We start from the raw sequence: 21,547 nt of genomic DNA on the forward strand, positions 1-21,547 counted from the left end.
GAAGCCGGAGCACAGCGGCTCCGGCTTCGTTGCTAGACAGATAAGGCAGTAACGGCCTTATTTCTTCGTTTTGGTTTTCGTCTTGGAAGCAGCCGGCGTGGCCGGAGCGGCGGCCGGGGCCGCAGCTTTAGGAGCAGCCGGGGCAGCGCCGGGCGTTACGCCCATTTTCTTCAGCACCAGATCCGAAATATCGCCTTCCTTCGGGCCGTGCAGCAGCACCGGGCTGGCACCGTCCGAGTTCAGCACGTAAGTGTAGCCGTTTTCTTCGGCCACTACGTCAATGGTCTTCTGGAGCTTGTCGAGGGCGGGCTTCAGCAGGGTCTGCTGCTTCTGCTGCAGGCTCTGGTCGGCGCTGCGCTGAAACTCCTGGATGGACTGCTGCAGGTTGGTCAGCTCCTTCTCCTTGTCGGCGCGCACGGCTTCGGCCATAGCCGCGCCACCTTTCTGGTAGGCTTCGGCTTTGGTCTGGTACTCCTGGTATTTGCTTTTCAGCTGGTTTTCGAGCTGGGTGCTGAAGGCTTTCAGGTCCGACTCGATCTGGCGGCTCTCGGGCATCTGGCTCAGCACGTACTCCACGCTGGTATAACCGATTTTCAGCGGGCCGCTGGTGGCTGCCGTGGTGGCAGGCGCCTGCGCCAGGGCAGCGCTGGCCGAAGTGAAAGTAAGGGCGGCCGCAGCCAACGCAACGCGGAATAGGTTCATGGTGGTCATCAAAAGAGAAACGTCTGAGGTTGTTTGAAGTACAAAGTTAGTTTTTTCGGCCGGCCGGACGCGCCGGGCGGGTAGCGGGCTTGGCGGCCGGCTTCTCGGTGTCGGCTTCGGCCTCGTCGCCGGCAGGCGTCTGCGGCGTGGCTACCGTTTTCACGGCGCCCCGCTGCGGCGTCTGGTTCCGGTCTTCACTAGCCAAACCCAATTCCTCCAGTACAAATTCCGTGTAGTCGTGCACGGGGTTGGTGTAGAGCATGGTCAGGTCGCCGGACTTGTCGAACACAATGGCCAGCTGCTTTTTCTTGGCCACTTTCTCAATGGCCTCAAACACCTGGTCCTGCACCGGCTTGGTCAATTCCTGCCGCTTCTTGAACAGCTGGCCTTCATAGCCGAAGATGCGGTTCTGGTAGGTTTTGATGTCCTGCTCTTTCTTCAGAATCTCGTCCTGCCGCTTTTTCTTCATCGGCTCGGTCAGCAGCACTTCCTCGGCCTGGTAGGTGCGGTAGAGCTTGTCGAGGTCTTTCTTCTGGGCCTCGATTTCCTTCTGCCAGTTGCCCGACAGCGTGTTGATTTCAGTCTGAGCCTGCGCGTAGGCCGGCATCTTGCCCATAATAAACTCGGAATCGACGTAGCCGAATTTCTGAGCGGAAACCGTGGTGCCGGTGGCACACAGCAGCACCAGCGTAGCAGCCAGCGCGGAGAGCAGCTTTTTCATACCTAACGAATCGAATGACTGGCCAGCTCCCGCCCGTATTAGCGGATCTGCTGGCCGATGATGAAGTGGAATTGGTTGCGGTCCTGCGCCGCCTGCGTCCCGCTCGTACGCGGAATCAGGTCGAACGCCCGGCCGTAGTCGAAGCCCAGCAAACCAAATGCCGACATGAAGATTCGGGCGCCAAAACCAGCCGAACGATACAATTTATAAGGATTGTAATCCGTGTAGCTGTTGAAGGAGTTACCGGCTTCCGCGAAACTCAGGATGTATACCGTGGCCGCGGGGTTCAGGGACACCGGATAACGCATCTCCATCACAAACTTATTGTACACCACGCCGCCGTTATCGTTCTGGCGGGCCGTTGGAATGGCGTTGGGGTCCTGTGGGTCGGCGTATCCACGCAGACCAATGTATTCGGTACCCACCAAGAAGTTGCTGCTGCCACCGGCCGCCAGACCCGAACCGCCCAGTTTGAAGCGCTCAAACGGCCCAATTGCCCGGGAGCTGTTGTAGGTGCCAATGAAGCCGAAGTGGGCGCGGGTGTTGAGTACCAGCTTGCCTACGATGGGCGTAAACCACGAAGCATCCAGCATCCATTTGTGGAATTCCACCCACTCGTTCACGTTCGGGTGCGAGCCTTTGAACACCGAATACGGTGGCGTCAGGTTCACACTCAGCGCTAAGGACGAGCCCCGACGCGTATAGGTTGGGTTGTCGATGCTGTTGCGCGACAGGGTGGTATTGAGCGTGATGTTGTTCGCCGTGCCATTACCATCAGCGAAAGCCTGAATAAACGGATAGTTTTTCAGCTTGTACTGGCTCACCGACAGCGAATTGCTGAGCGTGAAGTAGTCATCAGGCCAGCGCAGGCGGCGGCCCAGGCTCAGCGAGGCGCTGTTCACCTTAATCGACTGCTCTGAGTTGGCATCGAATGCTTGGCCTACCCGCTGAATGCTCTTGTTGAGGCTAAATGACAGCGAGTTGGGCTTGCGGCCACCCAGCCATGGCTCCGTGAACGAGAACGAATACGCTTGGTACTGCGTGCCGTTGGCCTGCACGTTCAGAGCTAGCCGCTGGCCGTCGCCGGCCGGCACAGGCGTCCAGTTGCGGAAATCGTTGGCTTTTCGCAGCGAGAAGTTGTTGAACACCAGGCCTACTGTGCCGATAAAGCCTGCATAGCCGCCCCAGCCGCCCGACAGCGTAATCTGGTCCGAGGGCTTTTCTACCACCGTGTAGTTGATGTCTACGGTGCCATCGGCCGGGTTAGGCACTGGGTTGATGCCTACTTTTTCGGGGTCGAAATAACCCAGCGTGGCTATTTCGCGCTGCGAGCGAATCAGCAGCTCCCGGTTGAACTTGTCACCGGGCAGCGTACGCAGCTCGCGGCGCAGCACGTGGTCCGACGTTTTGGTGTTGCCGGCAATGTTGATGTCCTTGATACGGGCCTGTACCCCCTCCGTGATGCGCATCTCGATATCAATCGAGTCGCCTTCCACTTTGGTTTCCACCGGGTCGATGGAGAAGAACAGGTAGCCATCGTTCATATAGAGCGACGTGATATCCTGGCCTGTAGGGTTATAGTTAAGGCGCTTATCCAGCGTTTCCTTGCTGTACACACTACCCTCCTTAATGCCGAGCACCGAGGCCAGTGTCTTGTCATCGTAGAGGTAGTTGCCGGCCCAGCTGATGTTGCGGAAGTAATACTTCGGGCCTTCATCCAGCTTGATGCGTAGCGCCAAGCCATCTTCCGTCCGGATTAGGGTATCCGACACCACAATGGCGTCGCGGTAGCCTTCCGCGTTGTAGAACTCGATCAGCTTCTTCTTATCCTCTTCAAATTCCAGCTTTTGAAACTTACCGGAGTTGAGAATTTTAGGAAACTTCTTCTCTTTGGTTTTCTTGAGCTTGCCTTTCAGCTTGCTGTCCTTGAACGCCTCATTGCCTTCGAAAGCAATGTCGCGCACCTTGATCTTGCCGCCTTTGTCTACATTAATCTTCAGCACCACGCTGTTCGACAGGCTCGAGTCCGGCTGCTGCGTTATATTGACTTTGGCGTCGAGGAAGCCTTTGTTGGTATAAAACTTCCGTACCTGGGTGCGTGTGTTACTCAGCAGAGCATCCGTAACCACCTTGCCCCGGATCAGCTTGATCTTCTTGCCCAGGTCATCTGCTTGGCTCTTGCTGATACCAACAAACTCGAACTTCGACAGCCGCGGCCGTTCTTTCAGATTAAAATCCAGGAAGATGCGGTTGCCTTCCGTGCGTGCAATCGACACACTGACGTCGCCCAGAATGCCTTGGTCCCAAAGCTTACGGATGGCTTTGCCGATTTCTTCGCCCGGCACCGAAATAGGGTCGCCAACGCGCAAACCAGTAAGGCCAATCAACGTATTAGCATCCAGGTAGCGAGCACCGCTAATGGTAATGCCGCCTAACTCATACCGTTTCGGCTCCTCTCCGGCAGCCGCAGGCGCAACCTGCGCCATACCGGCTATCGGAAACCCGACGCCCAGAGTCAGTACTACGGCCGCAACCCGGCCCACTGTGTGCAAAGAAAAATTCATTCTGTCGTCGAAACCTTACGAAACGGTGAGCTGCTCACTTGTCTTCCCAAAACGCCGTTCCCGACGCTGATACGCCCGGACCGCCTCTTCAAAGTGCGTCCGGCGAAAATCCGGCCACAGCAGATCAGTAATATATAACTCGGTATAGGCCAGCTGCCACAGCAAAAAATTACTAATCCGCTGCTCCCCGCTGGTTCTGATCAGCAATTCAGGGTCTGGAATGCCGGCAGTAGCCAAGTATTGGGTAATGGTGTTTTCCTGTACGTCTTCCGCCCGGAGTTTCCCGGCTGCTACGTCGGTGGCCATACGCTTGGCGGCCTGCGTTAGGTCCCACCGGCCACTATAGCTCAAGGCCAGAACCAGTGTCATACGGGTGCCCGCCTTGGTGATTTCAATGGCTTCGGCCAGTTCCCGCTGACAGGAAGCCGGCAGGTTTTCAATCTGCCCTATGGCCTGCAGGCGGATACTGTTCTTCAGCAGGGTAGGTGTTTCCTGTCGAATAGTGTGCACCAGCAACTGCATCAGCGCTGTCACCTCGTACGCTGGCCGGGACCAGTTTTCTGTGGAAAAGGCATAGAGCGTCAGAAAGCGCACGCCCATTTCGGCGGCGCCTTCTACCGTGTCGCGCACGGCCGTAATGGCACTCTGGTGCCCGAAGATGCGGAGGCCGCCCTTCTGCTTGGCCCATCGGCCGTTACCGTCCATGATCACGGCAACGTGGGCGGGAATATTCTGGGGGTCAATTTCGGACCGGACGGCCATTGCTGCTTTTTGCGTAAAGAGGCTGCAAGGTACGTAAATGGTTGCATTCGTCTCTTTTCCGCCCGCAATCTGCTAGCGTAGCAGCTTCGGATTGTCTTTGTAGTGCGGTGGGCAGTTGATCTTGTAGAAGGTATAGGAAATGCTCAGCCCGTTGTAAAAGTACCAATCCTGGTCATTGGGATTCCCTACCCGGTCGTTCTGGCCACCCGTCTTACCATCTATGTGGTCTATCTGGTCAGTAAAGGCTTTACGCGCCCCTACTTCTAAACCCAGGTTCCAATGGGTGGAAACGGCGTATTTCAGGCCAAAGCCAGCCGGCACGGCCAGTCCCAGCATAGCGCCTTTCTTATCAAGGGCAGGCAGCCCGGCATTGGCAGTGGCGGTGGTAGTGTTGGCCACAAATCCGGCTACCCCAATGAAAACATAAGGCGTGAAATGCACCTTGGCCTTGCGGTAGTGATAGTCGAAGAAGTTGTATTCCACTATCGCCGAGGCCTCGTACAGACTGCCCTTCATGTTGGCTTGCCGATAGGCAGCGAGTGGAGGCACAGCTCCATTGAAACCTTTCACGTTGCCATCATCAGCCCGCAGCAAACCAGCAGTCAGACCACCACGAAGTGTGATAGGCGCCGAAATATCCTTCCGATAAAAGGCCGTTAGAGCAGGCCTATTATTCTTAAACTGATATCCGGGAGAAAGCTCTCCGCGGTAGTTCAGGCCCCCGAGGCCGATGCCTACTTCACTAGTATATTGAGCTGTGGCCGTTTGGGCAAAAAAAACACTCCCTACCTGCACAGAGCAGATAAGGAGTGTTTTGATGAGATTCGCTTTGGTCATTATGACTGGCTGTGGATGAAACTAGCCAGTAAATACTGACTAGCGGAATTTCGGGCTCTTCACTTTCGGAGCCAAGATGTAGTTTACAGTGATACCGGTCGTAACGTACCAGTCATCCTCGTCAGATTTGCCACGCTGGTAGCCACTCTGGTTGTCCCGGTTCCAAGTACCTGGCTCGTTTCGGGTAATATCCCAGCCAAAGTACTTGGCAGCGTCCGAACCAAGGTCATTACGGCTTGCTACGTAGTTTGTGCTAACGTCGTCAAGATAGTCATTAAACGTTTTGCGGAAACCAACTTCCAGACCGATGTCGAAGCTCTTGTTCACTTTGTAGCGAACACCACCACCAAACGGAATGGCGATACCAGCTTTGTTGTAGTCTACACCTTCGGTTTTCAAAGATTGCAGTGCCACATACGAGCCTTCTGACAGACCGTTGGAATTGGCGCCTACAAGGCCTTTAGGATTACCGGTGTAAGCAGCAATACCGCCGAATACGTAAGGAACGAGGTCCGGACGCTTGATGTATGTGTTGCGGTTCGGAATCAGGTCGAAGATACCTACAACGGAGAGTTCAGCAATATCATTGCGGAAGCTCATGTTACGATTGTAGCGGTATTTTGCTTCCGAATCGTTTTTGTCTGCTGCTTTTGAGTCGTCGCCGGTGATACGGCCATAGGCCAAGGCAGCACGAGCCGAAATGCGGGGCGTAAAGCGGTGCGTGAAATTCACTCCAATGTTAGGGCGGGTCGCTCCGAAACGCAGGCTGGGGATGCTGGGTTTCGGCGTGATGTCGCCGAAGTAGTTCATTGCGTTGACGCTAACGCCCACCGAATTGTACTGCTTTCGCTTGCTGAACTGCTGTGCGCTAGCCTCGGAGGCTACCAGCGACAGGACAGAAGCCAGCGCCAGAGTGTAGGTGAAGATCTGCTTCATATGGAGCAATGGTTTAGGGATATCAACGGGTTTGATGAGCGAATGTACTGAAAACGAGACAGGCGCACTCAGCGACAAAATTAAGAGAGGAAGGGAACTTAAAAAACTTATGGCAAAAAAAGCACTTCCTCTATACTGGGATTCCGGACGGATTGCGCCGGTCAAGGCCCCAATTCAATTTACTCCGCAAGGTACTCAGGAAGTTAACATGATTGAGTTTTACTAGGCGAACTGTAAAATTTTCCCGACGAACCGCAATCTGAATTCCTGCATCCACAGCCACTGAGCGCGAATCGAGAGAAAGCAGGAATTGGTTGCTCCGGCCTTCTATTTCAAAAGAAATCACGCTGCGGTCTGAGACGATGAGGGGCCTCACATTGAGGTTGTGCGGACATACGGGAGCAATGATAAAATTGTTTGTCTGGGGCAGCATTACTGGCCCGCCACAGCTGAGCGAGTAGCCGGTAGAGCCGGTAGGCGTGGCCACGATCAGCCCATCGGCCCAGTAGGAATTCAGGTATTCTCCATCGATATAGGTGTGCACCACAATCATGGAGGAAGTGTCGCGCTTCAGGATGCTGAACTCGTTGAGGCCAAAATTGATGCCGCCAAAGGCCTCCGGATCGGTATCCACCCGAATCAGGCTGCGCTCCTCAATCACAAAGTGCCCTTTGAAGAGCGCATCCAGGGCCTGCGTAATCTGATCGGGGGTGATGGTGGCCAGAAACCCGAGGCGGCCGGTATGAATGCCTAAAATTGGAATCTGCGCACTCCCTACGTAGGTTACCGTGTCCAGCAGCGTGCCGTCGCCCCCAATGCTGAGCACGAACTGCACGCCAAGCAGCGCATCGCCACGCTGAAAGGTCTGGGTGCCTTCGGGCAGCTGCAGGCGGGGATGGAGGTACTCGTAGAACGGCTCGGCAATGATGATTTCAGTTTGCCGGTTGGTCAGGTTATCAAGCAGGCCCTGCACAAAAGACAGATTATCGTCTTGGAAAGGCTTTCCGAGAATGGCGATTTTCATAGGGGGGGTGGCAGCATCCGCCGAAGCGGAGAATAAGGTCAGATGGGAAATTCGGAGCGGAAAAAGAACCCGCCCTGCCCGCGTAGGGTACGCGTGTATTCCAGGGTGAATACCCGGTCGTAGTAGGTAACAAGGTGCAGGCCCACCCCGGCGGCGGCCAGCAGACGCCCGGGCAGCTCATTGGCCAGGCCCCTGGTGTTCGCGCCTACGTAACCGGCATCGGCAAAGGTATTTAAATAGAGTACCAACGGAATGGTATTAATTTTTGGGTTGTCCAGCGGCTGCAGTTGCAGCCTGCCCGCATCAAAGAGCCGGTAGCTTACGCCTTGTTTCAGCAGGGCATAATGGCGGCCATCGACTACGTAGGGGTCGTAGCCCCGCACGAGCGACTCGTAGCCCAGGGCGCGGTTGTCGGCGTAGCTGAGGCGGCGGCTGAACCGCATCTGCCCCTGCGCTGCGGCACTGTAGTAGAAGGGCCCGCCAAGCGCCACGTACCGGGCGTAGCGCCCCCGCACCAGTAGCTGAGGAGGGGCGCCGGGCGTCAGAAAGTGGCGGTAGATGATGCTGGCCCGGGCGTAGCGCCCGGTGAGCGGATAGGCAAACGTGTTGCGCTGGTTGAGCACAGCGGATAAGCCGGCATCCAGAAACTGACGCCGGGTTCGGCCCAGAAAATAGTCTGGGTTCAGCAGGTTGACGGAATCGGAAATCTGCTCCTGATGAAAGCTTATGTCGAAAGCGGCTAATGCCTGCACCGTGCGCCGCCAGCGCAGGCCTACGGTAGCATAAGTACGGCTGATAGGGTCGCCGTTGATCGGTCGGAACGTAACCAGCCGATCCTGCAGCGTAGCGTAATCCAGGGCCCGGGCCCGGTAAAACGACAGCCCGGCCCCTACCCCGATGCGGCGCCGGGGGCCGTAGCCGGGCGCCTCGTAAAACAGCTCGTATTTGCGGTTGAAGCCCAGCTGCAGATTGCCGAGCAGCTCCTCGTTGCGGCCCCGGAAATTGTGCCGGGTGATATGCAGGCCGTAGTCGACGCGGCGCCACTTGTCGGGACGGTCGGCCCAGGCGCGCAGGTTGCGGTCGGCCAGTGAGAAGATGGGAACCGGAAAGGTATACCAGCGTTCCTGCACGCTGAAAAGCACGGTGAGGTCGCCGTCGCGGCACACCAGCTGCACCAGCACCTGGTGAAACAGCTGCAGGTTGAACAGCCGCCGGCGGTTGGCCTCCAGGCGGCGGCTCAGGCCGTCCGCGCTGAGCGTGTCGCCCTCGCGGAAATCCAGCTCGGCCCGCAGCACCTGCTCCTTCGTGACATCGTTGCCGACAAACAGCAGGGAAGCCACGCGAAGTACCGGATAGTTGGGGCACTGTGCCCGCAACAAGGTGTCCGGCGCGCTACGGCGCGCAGAATCCGGCGCGAATTGCCCGGCGACCAAAGCCAGCTGGGAATACGACAGAACCGGCCGCACTACGCACAGCACCAGAAGCATCAGCCACCAGAAGCACTTTTTTTTCACCCGCTCGGCCCTTACAGACTCAGGTACTTGAGCAGCGCGTCGTAGCGCTCCTGCTCGTTTTCCCCCAGCTCGCCCACTCCACTGAACTGGGCCGTGATGGCATAGCCAAAACGCTCCAGCGTGGCGACGATTCTCGTCAGGCTGGGCGTATTTACTTTGATGGTGAGGCGGATACGGTACGGGTCATGCTCATCCTGTGCGACGTGCGCACTCAGCACCTTGGAGCCGTTTTCCTCGATATAGCGGCTGATGGTAGCCAGGGAATAGTCCCGCTCTTCCATCGACAGCACCAGCACGGCGCCCTGGCCGGCCGCGATAGGCAGCTGGCCAAAGGCAGCCAGCGTGTCACTTATCGTTACCACGCCCACGTACTCGCGCTCCTTGTTCAGCACCGGCACCAGCTGCACCTTGTTCTGGATGGCTACTTCCATGATGCTGTAGAAGTGCTGATCGGACTGCACATGCACGTCGGCATAGCCCAAGGGCAGGCCGGCCAGCAGCTGCCCGCTGTTGTCGGCAAGCTCGTAGTCGAGCAGGTCGGCTTCCGTGACCAGGCCCCGGTACTGGCGGTCGTCGAGGACGGGCAATTGGCCGACGTGGAATTCCTCCAGCCACTTGGCCGCTTTGCCCACAGTATCCGACACCTTGAGGGGCGGAATCATCTGGTTGAGCAGTTCTTCAGCAATCATGGAATGCATCGGCGGAGGTGAGGAAAAGTGAGGAGCAGCGGCCGGATCTGCGCGGCTGGCAGCCTCACAAAGCCCGAGTTGGCAAATAAGGTACGAAAAGCGGGCCGCGTTGGCCTGTAGGAAGCGCCTTGTACGACAAAAAGTTTTACGCAGCCCGCAGCCCGGCTATCCGGCCAGGGCCGCAGGGCCCGCAACAACTGTGCTAACCGCTACCGGCGGGCCGCTACGAAACGGCTACCAGCGCAGTCCGTTGCAGGAACTGGCGGAGCAGCACGTTGAACTCTCGCGGGCGCTCCATCATTGGGGCGTGGCCGCAGTGGTCGAGGAAGCGCAGCTCGGAATTGCGGATGAGGCGGTTGAAATCATGCGCCACCAGCGGCGGCGTGATGGTATCGTTGAGGCCCCAGACCAGCAGCGTGGGCACGGCAATCTTGCTTAGCTCCTTGCCGATATTGTGGCGCTGCGCCGAGCGCGCAATGCTGATGATGCGCAGGCACTTGGCGTTGGAATTGGTGACGTTGAACACCTCGTCCACCAGCTCGCGGGTGGCCACGGCGGGGTCGTAGAAGGTGTAGGCCACCCGCTCCTGCACGTAGCCGTAGTTGCCGCGCTTCGGAAACGAGCCGCCCATGCCATCCTCGAACAGGCCGCTGCTGCCCGTGAGCACCAGCCGCGCCACGCGGCCGGGGTTGCGCAGCGTGTATTCCAGCCCTACGTGGCCGCCCAGTGAGTTGCCCAGCACGGTGCAGGCCTCAGAGAGGCCCATGGTGTGCACGAAGGTTTCCACGTATTTCACCAGGCCGGGCACGCCGGCCTGGGTCAGGGGCATTTCGTAGATGGGCAGCAGCGGAATAATCACCCGGTAATCCTGGCGGAACTCCGAAACGACGTCGTGCCAGTTGCTGAGGGCGCCGAAAAGGCCGTGCAGCAACAGCAGCACCGGGCCGGTGCCTTCATCCACGTACTGAAACTCTCCGCGTTGTTTGATCTGCAATTCCATGTGCTCAGGCGACAGGCGGCCCGGCAACAGCCGGCCGGCCCTCTTCTACAATGATACAATACCGAACCCAATTGCGCAGCATGGCCAGCCCGTGCGGGGTCAGCAGCGCTTCGGGGTGAAACTGAACGCCTACCAGCGGCAGCGTGGTATGGCGCAGGGCCATGATTTCGTGGTGCTCGTCGGCGGTGTGGGCCAGCGGGCGGAGCGTGGCGGGCAGGTCCTTCACTATCAGCGAGTGGTAGCGCGTGACGGGCAGCCGGGCTGGCAGCTCCCGAAACAGCGGATCGGTGGTGTCCACGTTCAGCTCCGTGACTTTGCCGTGCATGGGCCGCACGGCGCGGCCGAGCGTGGCCCCAAAAAATTCGCCCAACGCCTGATGCCCCAGGCACACGCCCAGGATGGGCACGCGCTGGTGCCAGTGCGCCAGCACGGCCGGCATGTTGCCGGCCGCCGCCGGCGTGCCCGGCCCCGGCGACAACACCAGCGCATCAAACTGCCGCTCCTGCAGAGCGGCCGCCGGCACGTCGTTGCGCACCACCTCCACCTCGCACCCCAACTGCCGGAAGTAGTCCAGCAGGTTGTAGGTGAACGAGTCGAAGTTGTCGAGCAGCAGCAGGCGCATACGGGAATGATTGACTGGTTTGATGGCTGAATTGTTGGAAGGCTGAGCGGCTGTGTCAGAAACATCCCGCTACGGGCCTGCTCAGCACTGCATCCACTCAGCCATTCAACAATGCAGCCATACAACCATTTAAAACACCGTTTTCAGCTTATCGAGCAGCGTGCTGGCGAAGGGCATTACGAACCCCACGATTTCCAGCGCAAACGGCGTGGCCTGGCGCACCACCGGCAGCACCTGCGAGTCGGCCACGAGCGTGGGCGAAATCAGCTGCAAACCGGCCATGCCGATGCCGTGCAGCAGCAAACTCAGGGCCAGTACCCACTTCAGTACGCCGGCCAAGCCGCCGCCCAGGTTGTCGAGCACGCCCAGCGGCGTGAGGTGCACGGCTTTCTTGACGAAGCCGCCCAGCAGGTGCACGCCCCACACAATGGCCACGAACACCAGCAGAAACGACACCAGCGGCAGCAGCCCGAAGGCCTCTCCCACATAGTGCCGCACCAGCGGAATGGCGTCGTTGAGCAGCACCAGCCCGCCGATGGCCCCCAGCACAAAGGCCAGCAACGACGCCACTTCCAGCACCAGCCCTCGCCGGAAGCCCTTCACGGCTCCCACCGCCAGCGGAATCAGCAGCAGAATATCGAAAGCAGACATTGTGGAAGGAGGCTTAGAGGAAATACTGTCATCCTGAGCTTGCGAAGGACCTTATTACGGCAGCACGACAATGTCAGCATCAACCGTGGCAAGGTCCTTCGCAAGCTCAGGATGACAGTATTTTCCGATTGCGCTACTACAAGTTCGTGTTATTCAGCAGGTTGCTGACCACCTGCGAAATCACGCGGCCGTCGGCCTGGCCGGCCAGCTCGCGGGCGGCTACGCCCATCACCTTGCCCAGGTCGGAAGGGCCGGTGGCGCCTACGCGCTGGATGATGCCCACGATGCGCTCCACGATATCAGCTTCGGTGAGCTGCTGGGGCAGGTATTCCTCGATGATGGCCAGCTCGTTGAGCTCCACTTCTTCGAGGTCGGAGCGGAACTGCTTGTTGTACGTTTCGGCGGCCTCGCGGCGCTGCTTGGCCTGCTTGGTCAGGAGCTTGATTTCGGCGTCGGGCGTGAGCGCCGCGCCGTGCTGGCCTTCGGCGGTTTCGGCCAGCAGAATCTGCGACTTGATGCTGCGCAGCGTGGTCAGACGGACTTTATCTTTGGCCAACATGGCCTTTTTGATGTCGGCGTCGATGGTTTCTTTGAGAGCCATAGTTCAGGGGAAATGAGGTGCAAGATTACGGTTTTTGGCGCTAGCCGGAGCGTATACGGCTAATCGGGGCGGGTGGCAGCCTGCAGCTGCCGCGCAAACGCCGCCCGGTCATCTACATACAGCGCCACCTGCCACACGGTGCGCCGCAGCCCATACAGGCCCGCCACTGCTACGGGCTGGCTGAAGGTGAGCAGCACGTTGGGCGCGGTCAGCAGCGGCTTGGCGAGGTTGAGCAGATGCCGCCGTGGCGCGGGCGTATCCGAGAGCAACTGCAGCCGCAGCACGGCTTCGGCCGGCACCTCCAGCCGCCACATAAAGCCCGTCCGGACGATAAGGCGGCGGCCATCCAGCAGCACCGGGCGCAGCGGCACGGCCCGCAGGTGGGCCAGTAGAAACAGCAGCGTGTAGGCACTGAGCAGCAGCGCCACCAGCGCCGCCGTGGCATTCCAGCGGCTCAGCAGCAGGTGCGCCACCACCATTTCCACCACCGATACGCCCATTACCGTCAGGAGCAGCGCCCGAAACCCCGATTCGCGGCTGGTGCTGAACGCCTGCTGCCCCGGCCCTACTTCGGGCTGGGCGCGCCAGCTCAGCAGCGCGTACCGGAACATGGCCAGCTCGGACACCAGCGGCGCCCACGCCCGCCGAAACACCGCCGTGAAGGCCGCGTGCAGGTTTTCCAGGAAGTCGGCGCTGTGCTGGGCGGCGTGGGTGTAGGCGCGCAGGAGGCGGCGGATGTTGACGGCCATCATCACCACGGCCAGGCCTTCGGGCAGCACCAGCAGGTGGCGGCCCCACTGCAGGTACTGCTGCTGGCCCGCCGGCACCAGCCAGAAGCCCACGGCCAGCATGGCGCTGAACACGGCCCCGACCGTGGTGGCGGGCAGCCGGTAGCGGCGCACCACCAGCGCGTAAAACAGCAGCGGAATCCCCACCAGCAAATCCAGCGCCACGGCCGCCGGCAGCTCGGGCCGCAGCCGGAAGGCGGGCTGCCGGATAATGGTGTACTCTATCAGCAGCGCCAGCAGCAACAGGCCGCCAAACAGCAGCGCCGGTCGAAAACTCACTGCGGAAGAATGTGTCATGGCGGCAACAGAAAAAGGAGTACGTGGTTTGGGGGTGTATCTTTGACTTTCTGCCTTCCCACCCCCAAGCCAGCCGATCAGCATGACCAAGCTCAGCGTAAATATCAACAAAATAGCCACCCTGCGGAACGCCCGCGGCCACAACCGCCCCGACCTGTTGCAGGTGGCCCGCGACTGTGAGCGGTTCGGCGCGCAGGGCATTACGGTGCACCCCCGCCCCGATGAGCGCCACATCCGCTACCAGGACGTGCGCGACTTGAAGGCCATCGTCACGACGGAGCTGAACGTGGAAGGCAACCCCACCCCGGACTTCCTGGACCTCGTGCGCGAGGTGCGCCCCGAGCAGGTGACGCTGGTGCCCGACGCGCCCGACGCCATTACCTCCAACGCCGGCTGGGACACCGTGCAGCACCAGATTTTCCTGATTGGCGTGGTGCAGGAGCTGAAGGCTCTGGGCTGCCGGGTGAGCATTTTCCTCGACCCCAACCCCGAGATGGTGAAGGCCGCCGTGGCCACCGGCACCGACCGGATTGAGCTCTACACCGAAGATTACGCCCGCCAGTATCACCACGACCGGGAAGCCGCCCTGCAACCCTACCGCGCCGCCGCCGAAATGGCCCAGCAGCTCGGCCTGGGCCTCAACGCCGGCCACGACCTCGACCTCGACAACCTGGCCTACCTCAAGCAAAACCTGCCGGGCCTGGCTGAAGTAAGCATCGGGCACGCGCTGGTCTGCGACGCGCTGTACCTGGGGCTGGAAAACACGATTCAGCTGTACCGGCGGCAATTGGCGTAGTGTAGCATAGGCGTTAGCCTGTGCCGCCCGCCGCTTTCCTATTTTTCATTTCACGCTTCGCCCCCGCTGCCTCGTCTGGCTGGCGGCACAGGCGGAAGCCTATGCTACATGCCGCGTCTTTCTCTTCAGGATTTCCTGCACACCTCTCCCGATATTCCCTTGCTGGACGTGCGGGCCCCGCTGGAATATGCGCAGGGCCACATTCCGGGGGCCGTGAGCTTTCCGCTGTTTTCCGATGAGGAGCGGGCCCGCATCGGCACCACCTACAAGCAGGTAAACCCCGATAAGGCGGTACTGATGGGCCTGGACATGTTTGGGCCCAAGATGAGCCGCATGGTGCAGCTGGCCCAGAAGCTGGCCCCGGCCAAGCAGGTGCGGGTGCATTGCTGGCGCGGCGGCATGCGCAGCGGGGCCGTACAGTGGCTGCTGGAACTGGCCGGCTTCCAGGTGCAGCTGCTCAACAAAGGCTACAAAGACTACCGCCACTTCGCGCTAACCGAGTTTGCGCAGCCCCGGCCGCTGCTGGTGCTAGGCGGCCTCACCGGCTCCGGCAAAACCGACGTGCTGCACGAGCTGGCCCGCCGCCAGCAGCCCCTGCTCGACCTCGAAGGCTTGGCCCACCACAAAGGCTCGGCCTTCGGCAGCATCGGCCAGCCGGCCCAGCCCACGCAGGAGCAGTTCGAGAACGAGCTGGCCTGGCTGCTGGCGGATTTGCCCGTCAGCGCGCCGGTGTGGGTGGAAGACGAGAGCCGTACCATCGGCAGCGTGCACGTGCCGCCGCCCTTTTTTGCCCAGATGCAGGCTGCGCCGCTGGTGCTGCTGGAAATCCCAAGAGCCGTGCGGGTGCAGAAGCTGGCCGCCGAGTATGGCCGCGAAGACGCCGGCGCGCTGGCCACGTCCATTTTGCGCATCCGTAAGCGGCTGGGTGGCCTGGCCACCAAGGAGGCGCTGGCCGCCATTGCCGAAGACGACATGGAAAAGATGGTCAGCCTCGTGCTCGACTACTACGACAAGACGTACACCCACAGCCTCGGCGCCCGCCACCCTTTGCGCGTGCCTTCCGACACCTGCGACCCGGCCGTAAATGCCGAGTTGGTGCTGCGGGCCGCCAGGCAGCTGGTCACCGCATAGTCTTGCCCCTGCCCTATGTCGACGCCGATACTGCGGGTGGCACGCCCTACCGATAATCCAGCCGCGTTGCTGCCGTTTTATAAAGATGGGCTGGGCTTTCAGCTTCTCACGTCCTTTACGGCGCACAACGGCTTTGATGGTCTGATGCTCGGGCACGCGCAGGCACCTTATCATCTGGAGTTCACGCAGAAGCTGGGCCATGCCGTGGGACGCGCGCCCAGCCAGGACCACCTATTGGTATTTTACCTGCCTGACGCCGACGAGTGGCACGCTGCCGTAGGCCGGATGAAAACCGCCGGCTTTGCGCCTGTACCCGCTTATAACCCGTATTGGGACCAGCAGGGCCTTACTTTTGAAGACCCCGATGGCTACCGCGTAGTGTTGCAACACGCCGCCTGGACCTTGTAGCCTTTCTTTTCGCACCTACCGATTTTTTCCATGTCTGCTTCCGCCGAAACCACCGACCAGATTCGTCTCACCCAATACAGCCATGGCGCCGGCTGCGGCTGCAAAATCGCGCCCAAAGTCCTCGACCAGATTCTGCACACCAGCATCCCGCAGTCGCACGATGCGCAGCTGCTCGTCGGCAACTCCTCGCGCGACGACGCAGCCGTGTACGACATCGGCGGTGGGCAGGCCATCATCAGCACCACCGACTTCTTCATGCCCATCGTGGATGATGCCTACGATTTCGGGCGCATTGCCTCAGCCAACGCCATCAGCGACGTGTACGCCATGGGCGGGCGGCCCGTCATGGCCATTGCCGTGCTGGGCTGGCCCATTGATAAGCTGGCGCCCGAAGTGGCCCGCCGCGTGATTGAAGGCAGCCGCAGCATCTGCGCCGAAGCCGGCATCCCGCTGGCCGGCGGCCACAGCATTGACTCGCCGGAGCCCATTTTCGGGCTGGCCGTCACGGGTCTGCTCGACATCAAGAACCTCAAGCAAAACGACACCGCCACCGCCGGCTGCGAGCTGTACCTGACTAAGCCGCTGGGCGTCGGCATGCTCACCACGGCCCAGAAGCGCGGTATTCTGCGCCCCGAGCACGAGCAGATTGCGCCCCGCAGCATGATGCAGCTCAACAAAATCGGGCAGGAGCTGGGCCTGCTGGAAGCCGTGCGCGCCATGACCGACGTGACGGGCTTCGGGCTGCTGGGCCACCTGGCGGAAGTGTGCGAAGGCAGCGGCCTGACGGCCGAAATTGAGTTCAGCAAAGTGCCGCTGCTGCCGGAAGCGGCCGAGTACTACGCCCAGAAGGCCATTCCGGGCGGCACCGTGCGCAACTGGGACTCCTACGGCCACAAAATCGGCCCCGTCACCGACGAACAGCGCGCCTGGCTCTGCGACCCGCAAACTTCGGGCGGCCTGCTGGTGTGCGTTGACCCGGCCGGCCGCGCCGAGGTGGAAGCCGTGTTCGGGCAGCACGGGCTGGCGCTGCAGCCGTTTGGCACCCTGCGCGCCCACACGGCCGACGAGCCCTGGATTCAGGTTCGGTAGTCCTGTATGAAGACCATTTCGCTGCTGCGGCCCCTGCTGGAATTTGGCGGGGCCTTGCTGATGCTGCTCGTGGGGCTGCGCGTGGTTACCGGGCTGTTTGGCACCAAACGCACGACGTACCAGGTCACGTTTGGGCGGCAGCTGGCGCTGCTGTTCTGGCCACTGCTGTGTTTAAGCATGGGGCTGCCGTTTCTGGCTTCCTTTCTGTTCGCGGGCACTTTATCGGGCTTCGAGCTGGTGCTGCTGCTGGCCTTTTCGGCACTGGTGCTGGGCTTTGCCACGCCAGCGTTGGTGCTGCACCTGCACTACTACCTGCGCAACCACGCCACGGCCCTGGTTTTCGAGCCTAAGCACAACCAGCTGGAAGTATACGAGCACGGCCAGCGAATCCCGTTTGAGCGCGCAGACATACTGCAGGTGGAGTACGTGCGTTGTAGCTCCCAGCGGTTATTTTGGAGCAATTACGAATACATTCAACTGCATCTGCGTAGTGGGCAAGTGCTCACGCTCTCCTCGCTGATGCTAAAACTGGCACCGTTGGCGGCTTTTTTACGTAATACCAACTTCCATACCCGAGAGAAGTGGTTTTGTATAATCCAACGATGAGAAATTGCTTGCACCGGAAACGAAGCTTTATAATATCCGCCCTTAAAAAAGTCCTAAACAGGCATAATTAGCTTTTATTTAAGCCTATATCCAGTGTTTTATCCATCCACTCTGGAAACGCACTCGTGGCTATTGTTTTTCAATAGCTATATTTACTGACAGCATTTTTGTATTTCGTCGTGATTCGGCTTTTCATATTGTGTCTTCTGCTCCTCACCAGCCTTGGGGTGCCCACTGCAGGGTGGGCGGCCGAGGCACCGCCGAGTTCTGCTGAAGCCACTTTGTTGCGCCGTCTGGTAGTGCAGCCGCTCGATACCGGCCGGGTCCGGTTGCTGGCCGCGCTCTGCTACGAACTGCACGACTCCGACCCAACCCGCGCCCTGCGCTATGGCGAGCAGGCCGTAGCCCTGGCCACCACCCTCCGCGACCAGCCCGGCCAGTTGCACGCTCTGCTCAATTTGAGCAGCTGCTACGCCAACCTTTCCGACGGGCCGCACGCGCTACGCCTGCAACAGCAGGCCCTCACGCTGGCGCGGCGCCTGCGCGATACCGATGGGATTGTACGTGCCTACACCGGTATCGGCGGCATCCACCACGAGCGCAACGACACGGTAAATGCCCTGCGCAATTACCAGTGGGCGCTGGAAAAAGTATATAGCAAAGGCGTGAAAACGCGCACCCAGCTCATGCTTTTCGGCAATTTGGGCAACCTCTACTCCTACCTAGGCCGCTATGCCCAGGCGCTGCTGTATACGCGCCGTGCCTTGCAGCTTGCCCGCTCCACCGGCGACAAAGCCGGCGAGTCGTTGTATTTGGCGCATCTGGGCACTCATTACTACCAGCAAAACCGCCTTGACCTGGCCGAAGGGTTGTTGCGCGAAGCCATTACGCTGGTGGAACCCTTGCGCAGTTATCGTATCGAGGCGGGCCACTTGGAAATGCTGGCCATAGTATTGCTGCTCAAAGACCAGCTCGACGAAGCGGAAACCCTTACCCGGCGGGCTTTGCGCCTGGCCCGGCAGACTGCCTCGCAGGAACGGCTTCTGGATGGCTACAACCTAATGGCTGAAATCAATGCCAGCCGCCGCCAGTACGAGCAGGCCTTTGAATGGCAAAACCGCTTCCGAGACCTCAACGACTCACTCAACAGCCGCTCGCGCCTGCAGACGCTAGCCGCCCTGCAGACCCGTTACGAAACCCAAGGCAAGGAGCATCAGATCAAGCTACTCACGCAGCAGGGCGAGCTGCAGAACCTGCGCAACCAGAAGCTGTGGGCCGTGGTAGGCGCGCTGGTGCTGGGCCTGGGCGGGGTGTTTTTTCTGTACTTGAAGCTGCGCCAAAGCCGGGCGGCCCTGGCAGCCAACAACATGGCCCTGCACCAGGCCACCCGCGAGCTGCGCGAAGTAGCTGCCTCCAAAGACCGCCTTTACGCGGTGGTAGCGCACGACTTGCGCGGCCCGGTGACGTCGTTTGTAGGCGTGACCGAGCTGATTGAGTTTTATCTGCGCAAAGGCGACGAGAATGGACTGCGCCGCCTGCCGGTGCTGGTGCGGCAGTCGGCCAACAGCCTCAACAGCCTGCTCGACAACCTGCTGAGCTGGGCCGTCAGCCAGACCGGCGAGCTGGTCAGCCAGCCCGAGTGGCTGTCGGTGGATGAGCTATTCACCGAAATTGAGGAGCTGTACCGCACCACAGCCGAGGCCAAGCAGATTCGTCTGACGGCCTCGGAGGTACCTGGCCTGCAGGTGTGGTCTGATTTGAACATGACGCGCACCATCCTGCGCAATTTGGTGGGCAACGCCCTGAAATTCACGCCCAGCGGCGGCCACATCCAACTCGATGCGGCCACCACCCCCGACCATAGCGTGCTGCTTACCGTGGCCGACTCCGGCCGCGGAATGCCCGCCGAGCAGCTCGACGCCCTGCTGCGCGACAGCGCTAGTTCGCCCATGATGGTGTCGGCCTCCAACAACTCCCGCTCGGGCACGGGCCTCGGGCTGCCGCTGTGCCGGGCGTTTGTGGAGCGACTGCACGGCACGCTCACCGTGGAAAGCACCTTGGGCCAGGGCACTGTAGTACAGATTCGGTTTCCGGCCCGCCCGGCCGCCTAGCCGCCGCCGCGCACATGTGGCGCCCACTCCCGACCTTTGCGGACTCCTACCGTTTCCGCTATGCTGCTTCATTTCCGCGAACAAGGCCAGGGTACGCCGCTGGTAATTCTCCACGGCCTGTTTGGCACCCTCGACAACTGGCAGACGCTGGCCCGCCGCTGGGCCGACGCCGGCCACCGCGTCATCAGCGTGGACCTGCGCAACCACGGCCGCTCGTTTCATAGCCCCGAGCATAGCTACGACCTGATGAGCCAGGACGTGGCGGCGCTGTTCGACCACCTGGGCCTCGGCCCCGACACCACCCTGATGGGCCACAGCATGGGCGGCAAAGTGGCCATGCGCTTCGCCCTCGACCACCCCGACCGCCTGGCCCGGCTTATCGTGGTCGACATTGCCCCGCGCCTCTCCGACATGGCCCACCAGGACGACATCGTGGCGGGCCTGAACGCCGTGCCGCTGGCTAGCCTAGAAAACCGCCAGCAGGCCGACGAGGCCCTGGCCCAGCATATCCGCTGGCCCGATGTACGCCAGTTTCTGCTCAAAAACCTCTATCGGCAGGAAGACAACGCCTTTGCCTGGCGGCAGAACCTGCCGGCCCTCACGCAGCACATGTCCGCCATCGGGGCCGAAATCAGCGCGCCGCAGCCTTTCCTGAAACCCGCGCTATTCATCCGCGGCGGCAAGTCCGACTACATTTCCCCCGACGACAAGCTGCACGGCATTCCGGCCCTGTTTCCGAACTCGCAGGTGGAAACCGTGCTGGACGCCGGCCACTGGGTGCACGCCGAAAAGCCGGAAGAAGTATTCGGGCTGGTAGCCGCTTTCATCGGCGCCTGAATGGCTGAATGGTTGAATTGCTGAATGGGTACGAACAACCATTCAGCCATTTAGCCATTCAACCACCCAACAATTCAACCATTTAACTCCCACACGCCCTTGAAAACCGGCACGCTGTACCTTATTCCCACCATTCTGGCCGACGACACTGCTGCGCAGGTGCTGCCGCCGCAGGTGGCCACGCAGGTGGCGGCGCTGCGCTGCTTTCTGGTGGAAAACGCCCGGACGGCGCGGCGCTTTATCAAGAGCGTGGCCCCGCAGCACGTCATCGAGGAGCTGCAGGTGAGCGTCATCGACAAAGACAGCACCGAGGCCCAGATTCAGGCGGCGCTGCAGCCCGTGCGCGCCGGCCAGGATGCGGGCGTGATTTCGGAAGCCGGCTGCCCCGGCATTGCCGACCCCGGCGCCGAGCTGGCCCGCGCGGCGCATCAGCTCGGGATTCGGGTGGTGCCGCTGGTGGGCCCCAGCAGCCTGTTGCTGGCGCTTATGGCTTCAGGCATGAACGGGCAGAGCTTCACGTTTCACGGCTACCTGCCCATCGAGCGGGCCCGGCGGGCGGCGGCCATCAAGCAGCTGGAGCGCCTGGCGCAGGCCCAGCACCAAACCCAGCTGTTCATCGAAACCCCCTACCGCAACATGCAGCTGCTGGACGATCTGCTCAGCCAGCTCAGCGGCGGCACCCGCCTGTGCATCGCCGCCAGCCTCACCGCCCCCAACGAATACGTCCGCACCGATACCATTGCCGGCTGGCGCAAAGCCGGCCGGCCCGAAATCCACAAGCAGCCCGCCGTATTCCTGATCGGGACGTAACGCCGCTGAGATGTAACGCGAAGTTCCACTTCGCGTACGCGTTTGGACTAC

Annotated in this window: 22 protein-coding genes; 8 read left to right on the forward strand and 14 right to left on the reverse strand. The window is 60.6% G+C overall.

The features are described 5' to 3' along the window. Positions 1-57: 57 nt before the first annotated feature. From N008_RS06050 to N008_RS06115, 14 genes are all read right to left on the reverse strand, one after another. On the reverse strand, positions 58-702 hold the full coding sequence (locus N008_RS06050) for an OmpH family outer membrane protein (RefSeq protein ID WP_044018380.1): 645 nt from the start codon (positions 700-702) through the stop codon (positions 58-60). Positions 703-748: 46 nt separating this feature from the next. Continuing rightward, entirely contained in the window at positions 749-1,423 is a 675-nt protein-coding gene (locus tag N008_RS06055) for an OmpH family outer membrane protein (RefSeq protein WP_044014523.1), read from the reverse strand. A gap of 38 nt (positions 1,424-1,461) precedes the next feature. Beyond that, positions 1,462-3,987 carry an outer membrane protein assembly factor BamA gene (gene bamA, locus N008_RS06060; RefSeq protein WP_044014525.1) on the reverse strand — a complete coding sequence of 842 codons (2,526 nt, stop codon included), beginning with the start codon at positions 3,985-3,987 and terminating at the stop codon, positions 1,462-1,464. A 15-nt stretch (positions 3,988-4,002) separates the two neighbouring features. Continuing rightward, positions 4,003-4,749 (reverse strand): isoprenyl transferase, encoded by a 747-nt coding sequence (locus N008_RS06065; RefSeq protein WP_044014527.1) that lies wholly within the window; start codon positions 4,747-4,749, stop codon positions 4,003-4,005. 72 nt (positions 4,750-4,821) lie between these two features. Further along, the gene (locus N008_RS06070) at positions 4,822-5,586 is read right to left on the reverse strand and encodes a DUF6089 family protein (protein WP_044014529.1); all 765 of its coding nucleotides are present in this window, start codon (positions 5,584-5,586) and stop codon (positions 4,822-4,824) included. Between the two features lie 39 nt (positions 5,587-5,625). After that, complete coding sequence (locus N008_RS06075; RefSeq protein ID WP_044014531.1) at positions 5,626-6,522, reverse strand: DUF6089 family protein; 897 nt, start codon at positions 6,520-6,522, stop codon at positions 5,626-5,628. A 130-nt stretch (positions 6,523-6,652) separates the two neighbouring features. Further along, on the reverse strand, positions 6,653-7,546 hold the full coding sequence (locus tag N008_RS06080; protein ID WP_044014532.1) for an NAD kinase: 894 nt from the start codon (positions 7,544-7,546) through the stop codon (positions 6,653-6,655). A 38-nt stretch (positions 7,547-7,584) separates the two neighbouring features. Continuing rightward, on the reverse strand, positions 7,585-8,886 hold the full coding sequence (locus N008_RS06085) for a POTRA domain-containing protein (protein ID WP_197062958.1): 1,302 nt from the start codon (positions 8,884-8,886) through the stop codon (positions 7,585-7,587). Between the two features lie 185 nt (positions 8,887-9,071). Then, complete coding sequence (locus tag N008_RS06090) at positions 9,072-9,749, reverse strand: CBS domain-containing protein (RefSeq protein WP_044014534.1); 678 nt, start codon at positions 9,747-9,749, stop codon at positions 9,072-9,074. 223 nt (positions 9,750-9,972) lie between these two features. After that, positions 9,973-10,749: an alpha/beta fold hydrolase gene (locus tag N008_RS06095; protein ID WP_044014536.1), complete on the reverse strand. Its 777-nt coding sequence runs from the start codon at positions 10,747-10,749 to the stop codon at positions 9,973-9,975. Between the two features lie 4 nt (positions 10,750-10,753). Then, positions 10,754-11,371: an anthranilate synthase component II gene (locus N008_RS06100; RefSeq protein WP_044014538.1), complete on the reverse strand. Its 618-nt coding sequence runs from the start codon at positions 11,369-11,371 to the stop codon at positions 10,754-10,756. A 129-nt stretch (positions 11,372-11,500) separates the two neighbouring features. After that, positions 11,501-12,022 (reverse strand): CvpA family protein, encoded by a 522-nt coding sequence (locus N008_RS06105; protein ID WP_044014540.1) that lies wholly within the window; start codon positions 12,020-12,022, stop codon positions 11,501-11,503. Positions 12,023-12,158: 136 nt separating this feature from the next. Next, positions 12,159-12,623, reverse strand: a complete 465-nt coding sequence (locus N008_RS06110; protein WP_044014542.1) for a GatB/YqeY domain-containing protein — start codon at positions 12,621-12,623, stop codon at positions 12,159-12,161. A gap of 59 nt (positions 12,624-12,682) precedes the next feature. Continuing rightward, complete coding sequence (locus tag N008_RS06115; RefSeq protein ID WP_156109043.1) at positions 12,683-13,708, reverse strand: hypothetical protein; 1,026 nt, start codon at positions 13,706-13,708, stop codon at positions 12,683-12,685. An 82-nt stretch (positions 13,709-13,790) separates the two neighbouring features. On the opposite strand from N008_RS06115, the gene N008_RS06120 reads away from it, so the two are divergent. From N008_RS06120 to N008_RS06155, 8 genes are all read left to right on the forward strand, one after another. After that, positions 13,791-14,504 (forward strand): pyridoxine 5'-phosphate synthase, encoded by a 714-nt coding sequence (locus N008_RS06120; protein WP_044014546.1) that lies wholly within the window; start codon positions 13,791-13,793, stop codon positions 14,502-14,504. A gap of 108 nt (positions 14,505-14,612) precedes the next feature. Beyond that, positions 14,613-15,635, forward strand: a complete 1,023-nt coding sequence (gene mnmH / locus N008_RS06125) for a tRNA 2-selenouridine(34) synthase MnmH (RefSeq protein ID WP_044014548.1) — start codon at positions 14,613-14,615, stop codon at positions 15,633-15,635. 15 nt (positions 15,636-15,650) lie between these two features. After that, positions 15,651-16,043, forward strand: coding sequence for a VOC family protein (locus N008_RS06130; RefSeq protein WP_044014550.1), 393 nt, complete (start codon positions 15,651-15,653; stop codon positions 16,041-16,043). A gap of 30 nt (positions 16,044-16,073) precedes the next feature. Further along, on the forward strand, positions 16,074-17,132 hold the full coding sequence (selD, locus tag N008_RS06135) for a selenide, water dikinase SelD (RefSeq protein ID WP_044014552.1): 1,059 nt from the start codon (positions 16,074-16,076) through the stop codon (positions 17,130-17,132). Between the two features lie 6 nt (positions 17,133-17,138). Further along, positions 17,139-17,738, forward strand: a complete 600-nt coding sequence (locus N008_RS06140; RefSeq protein WP_044014554.1) for a hypothetical protein — start codon at positions 17,139-17,141, stop codon at positions 17,736-17,738. Between the two features lie 281 nt (positions 17,739-18,019). After that, positions 18,020-19,849: an ATP-binding protein gene (locus tag N008_RS06145; RefSeq protein WP_156109044.1), complete on the forward strand. Its 1,830-nt coding sequence runs from the start codon at positions 18,020-18,022 to the stop codon at positions 19,847-19,849. Positions 19,850-19,909: 60 nt separating this feature from the next. Continuing rightward, the gene (locus N008_RS06150; protein ID WP_044014558.1) at positions 19,910-20,686 is read left to right on the forward strand and encodes an alpha/beta fold hydrolase; all 777 of its coding nucleotides are present in this window, start codon (positions 19,910-19,912) and stop codon (positions 20,684-20,686) included. Positions 20,687-20,785: 99 nt separating this feature from the next. Further along, positions 20,786-21,496: an SAM-dependent methyltransferase gene (locus N008_RS06155; protein WP_044014560.1), complete on the forward strand. Its 711-nt coding sequence runs from the start codon at positions 20,786-20,788 to the stop codon at positions 21,494-21,496. The last annotated feature ends 51 nt before the right edge of the window (positions 21,497-21,547 follow it).

The organism is Hymenobacter sp. APR13, from assembly GCF_000737515.1.
Classification (GTDB): Bacteria; Bacteroidota; Bacteroidia; order Cytophagales; family Hymenobacteraceae; genus Hymenobacter.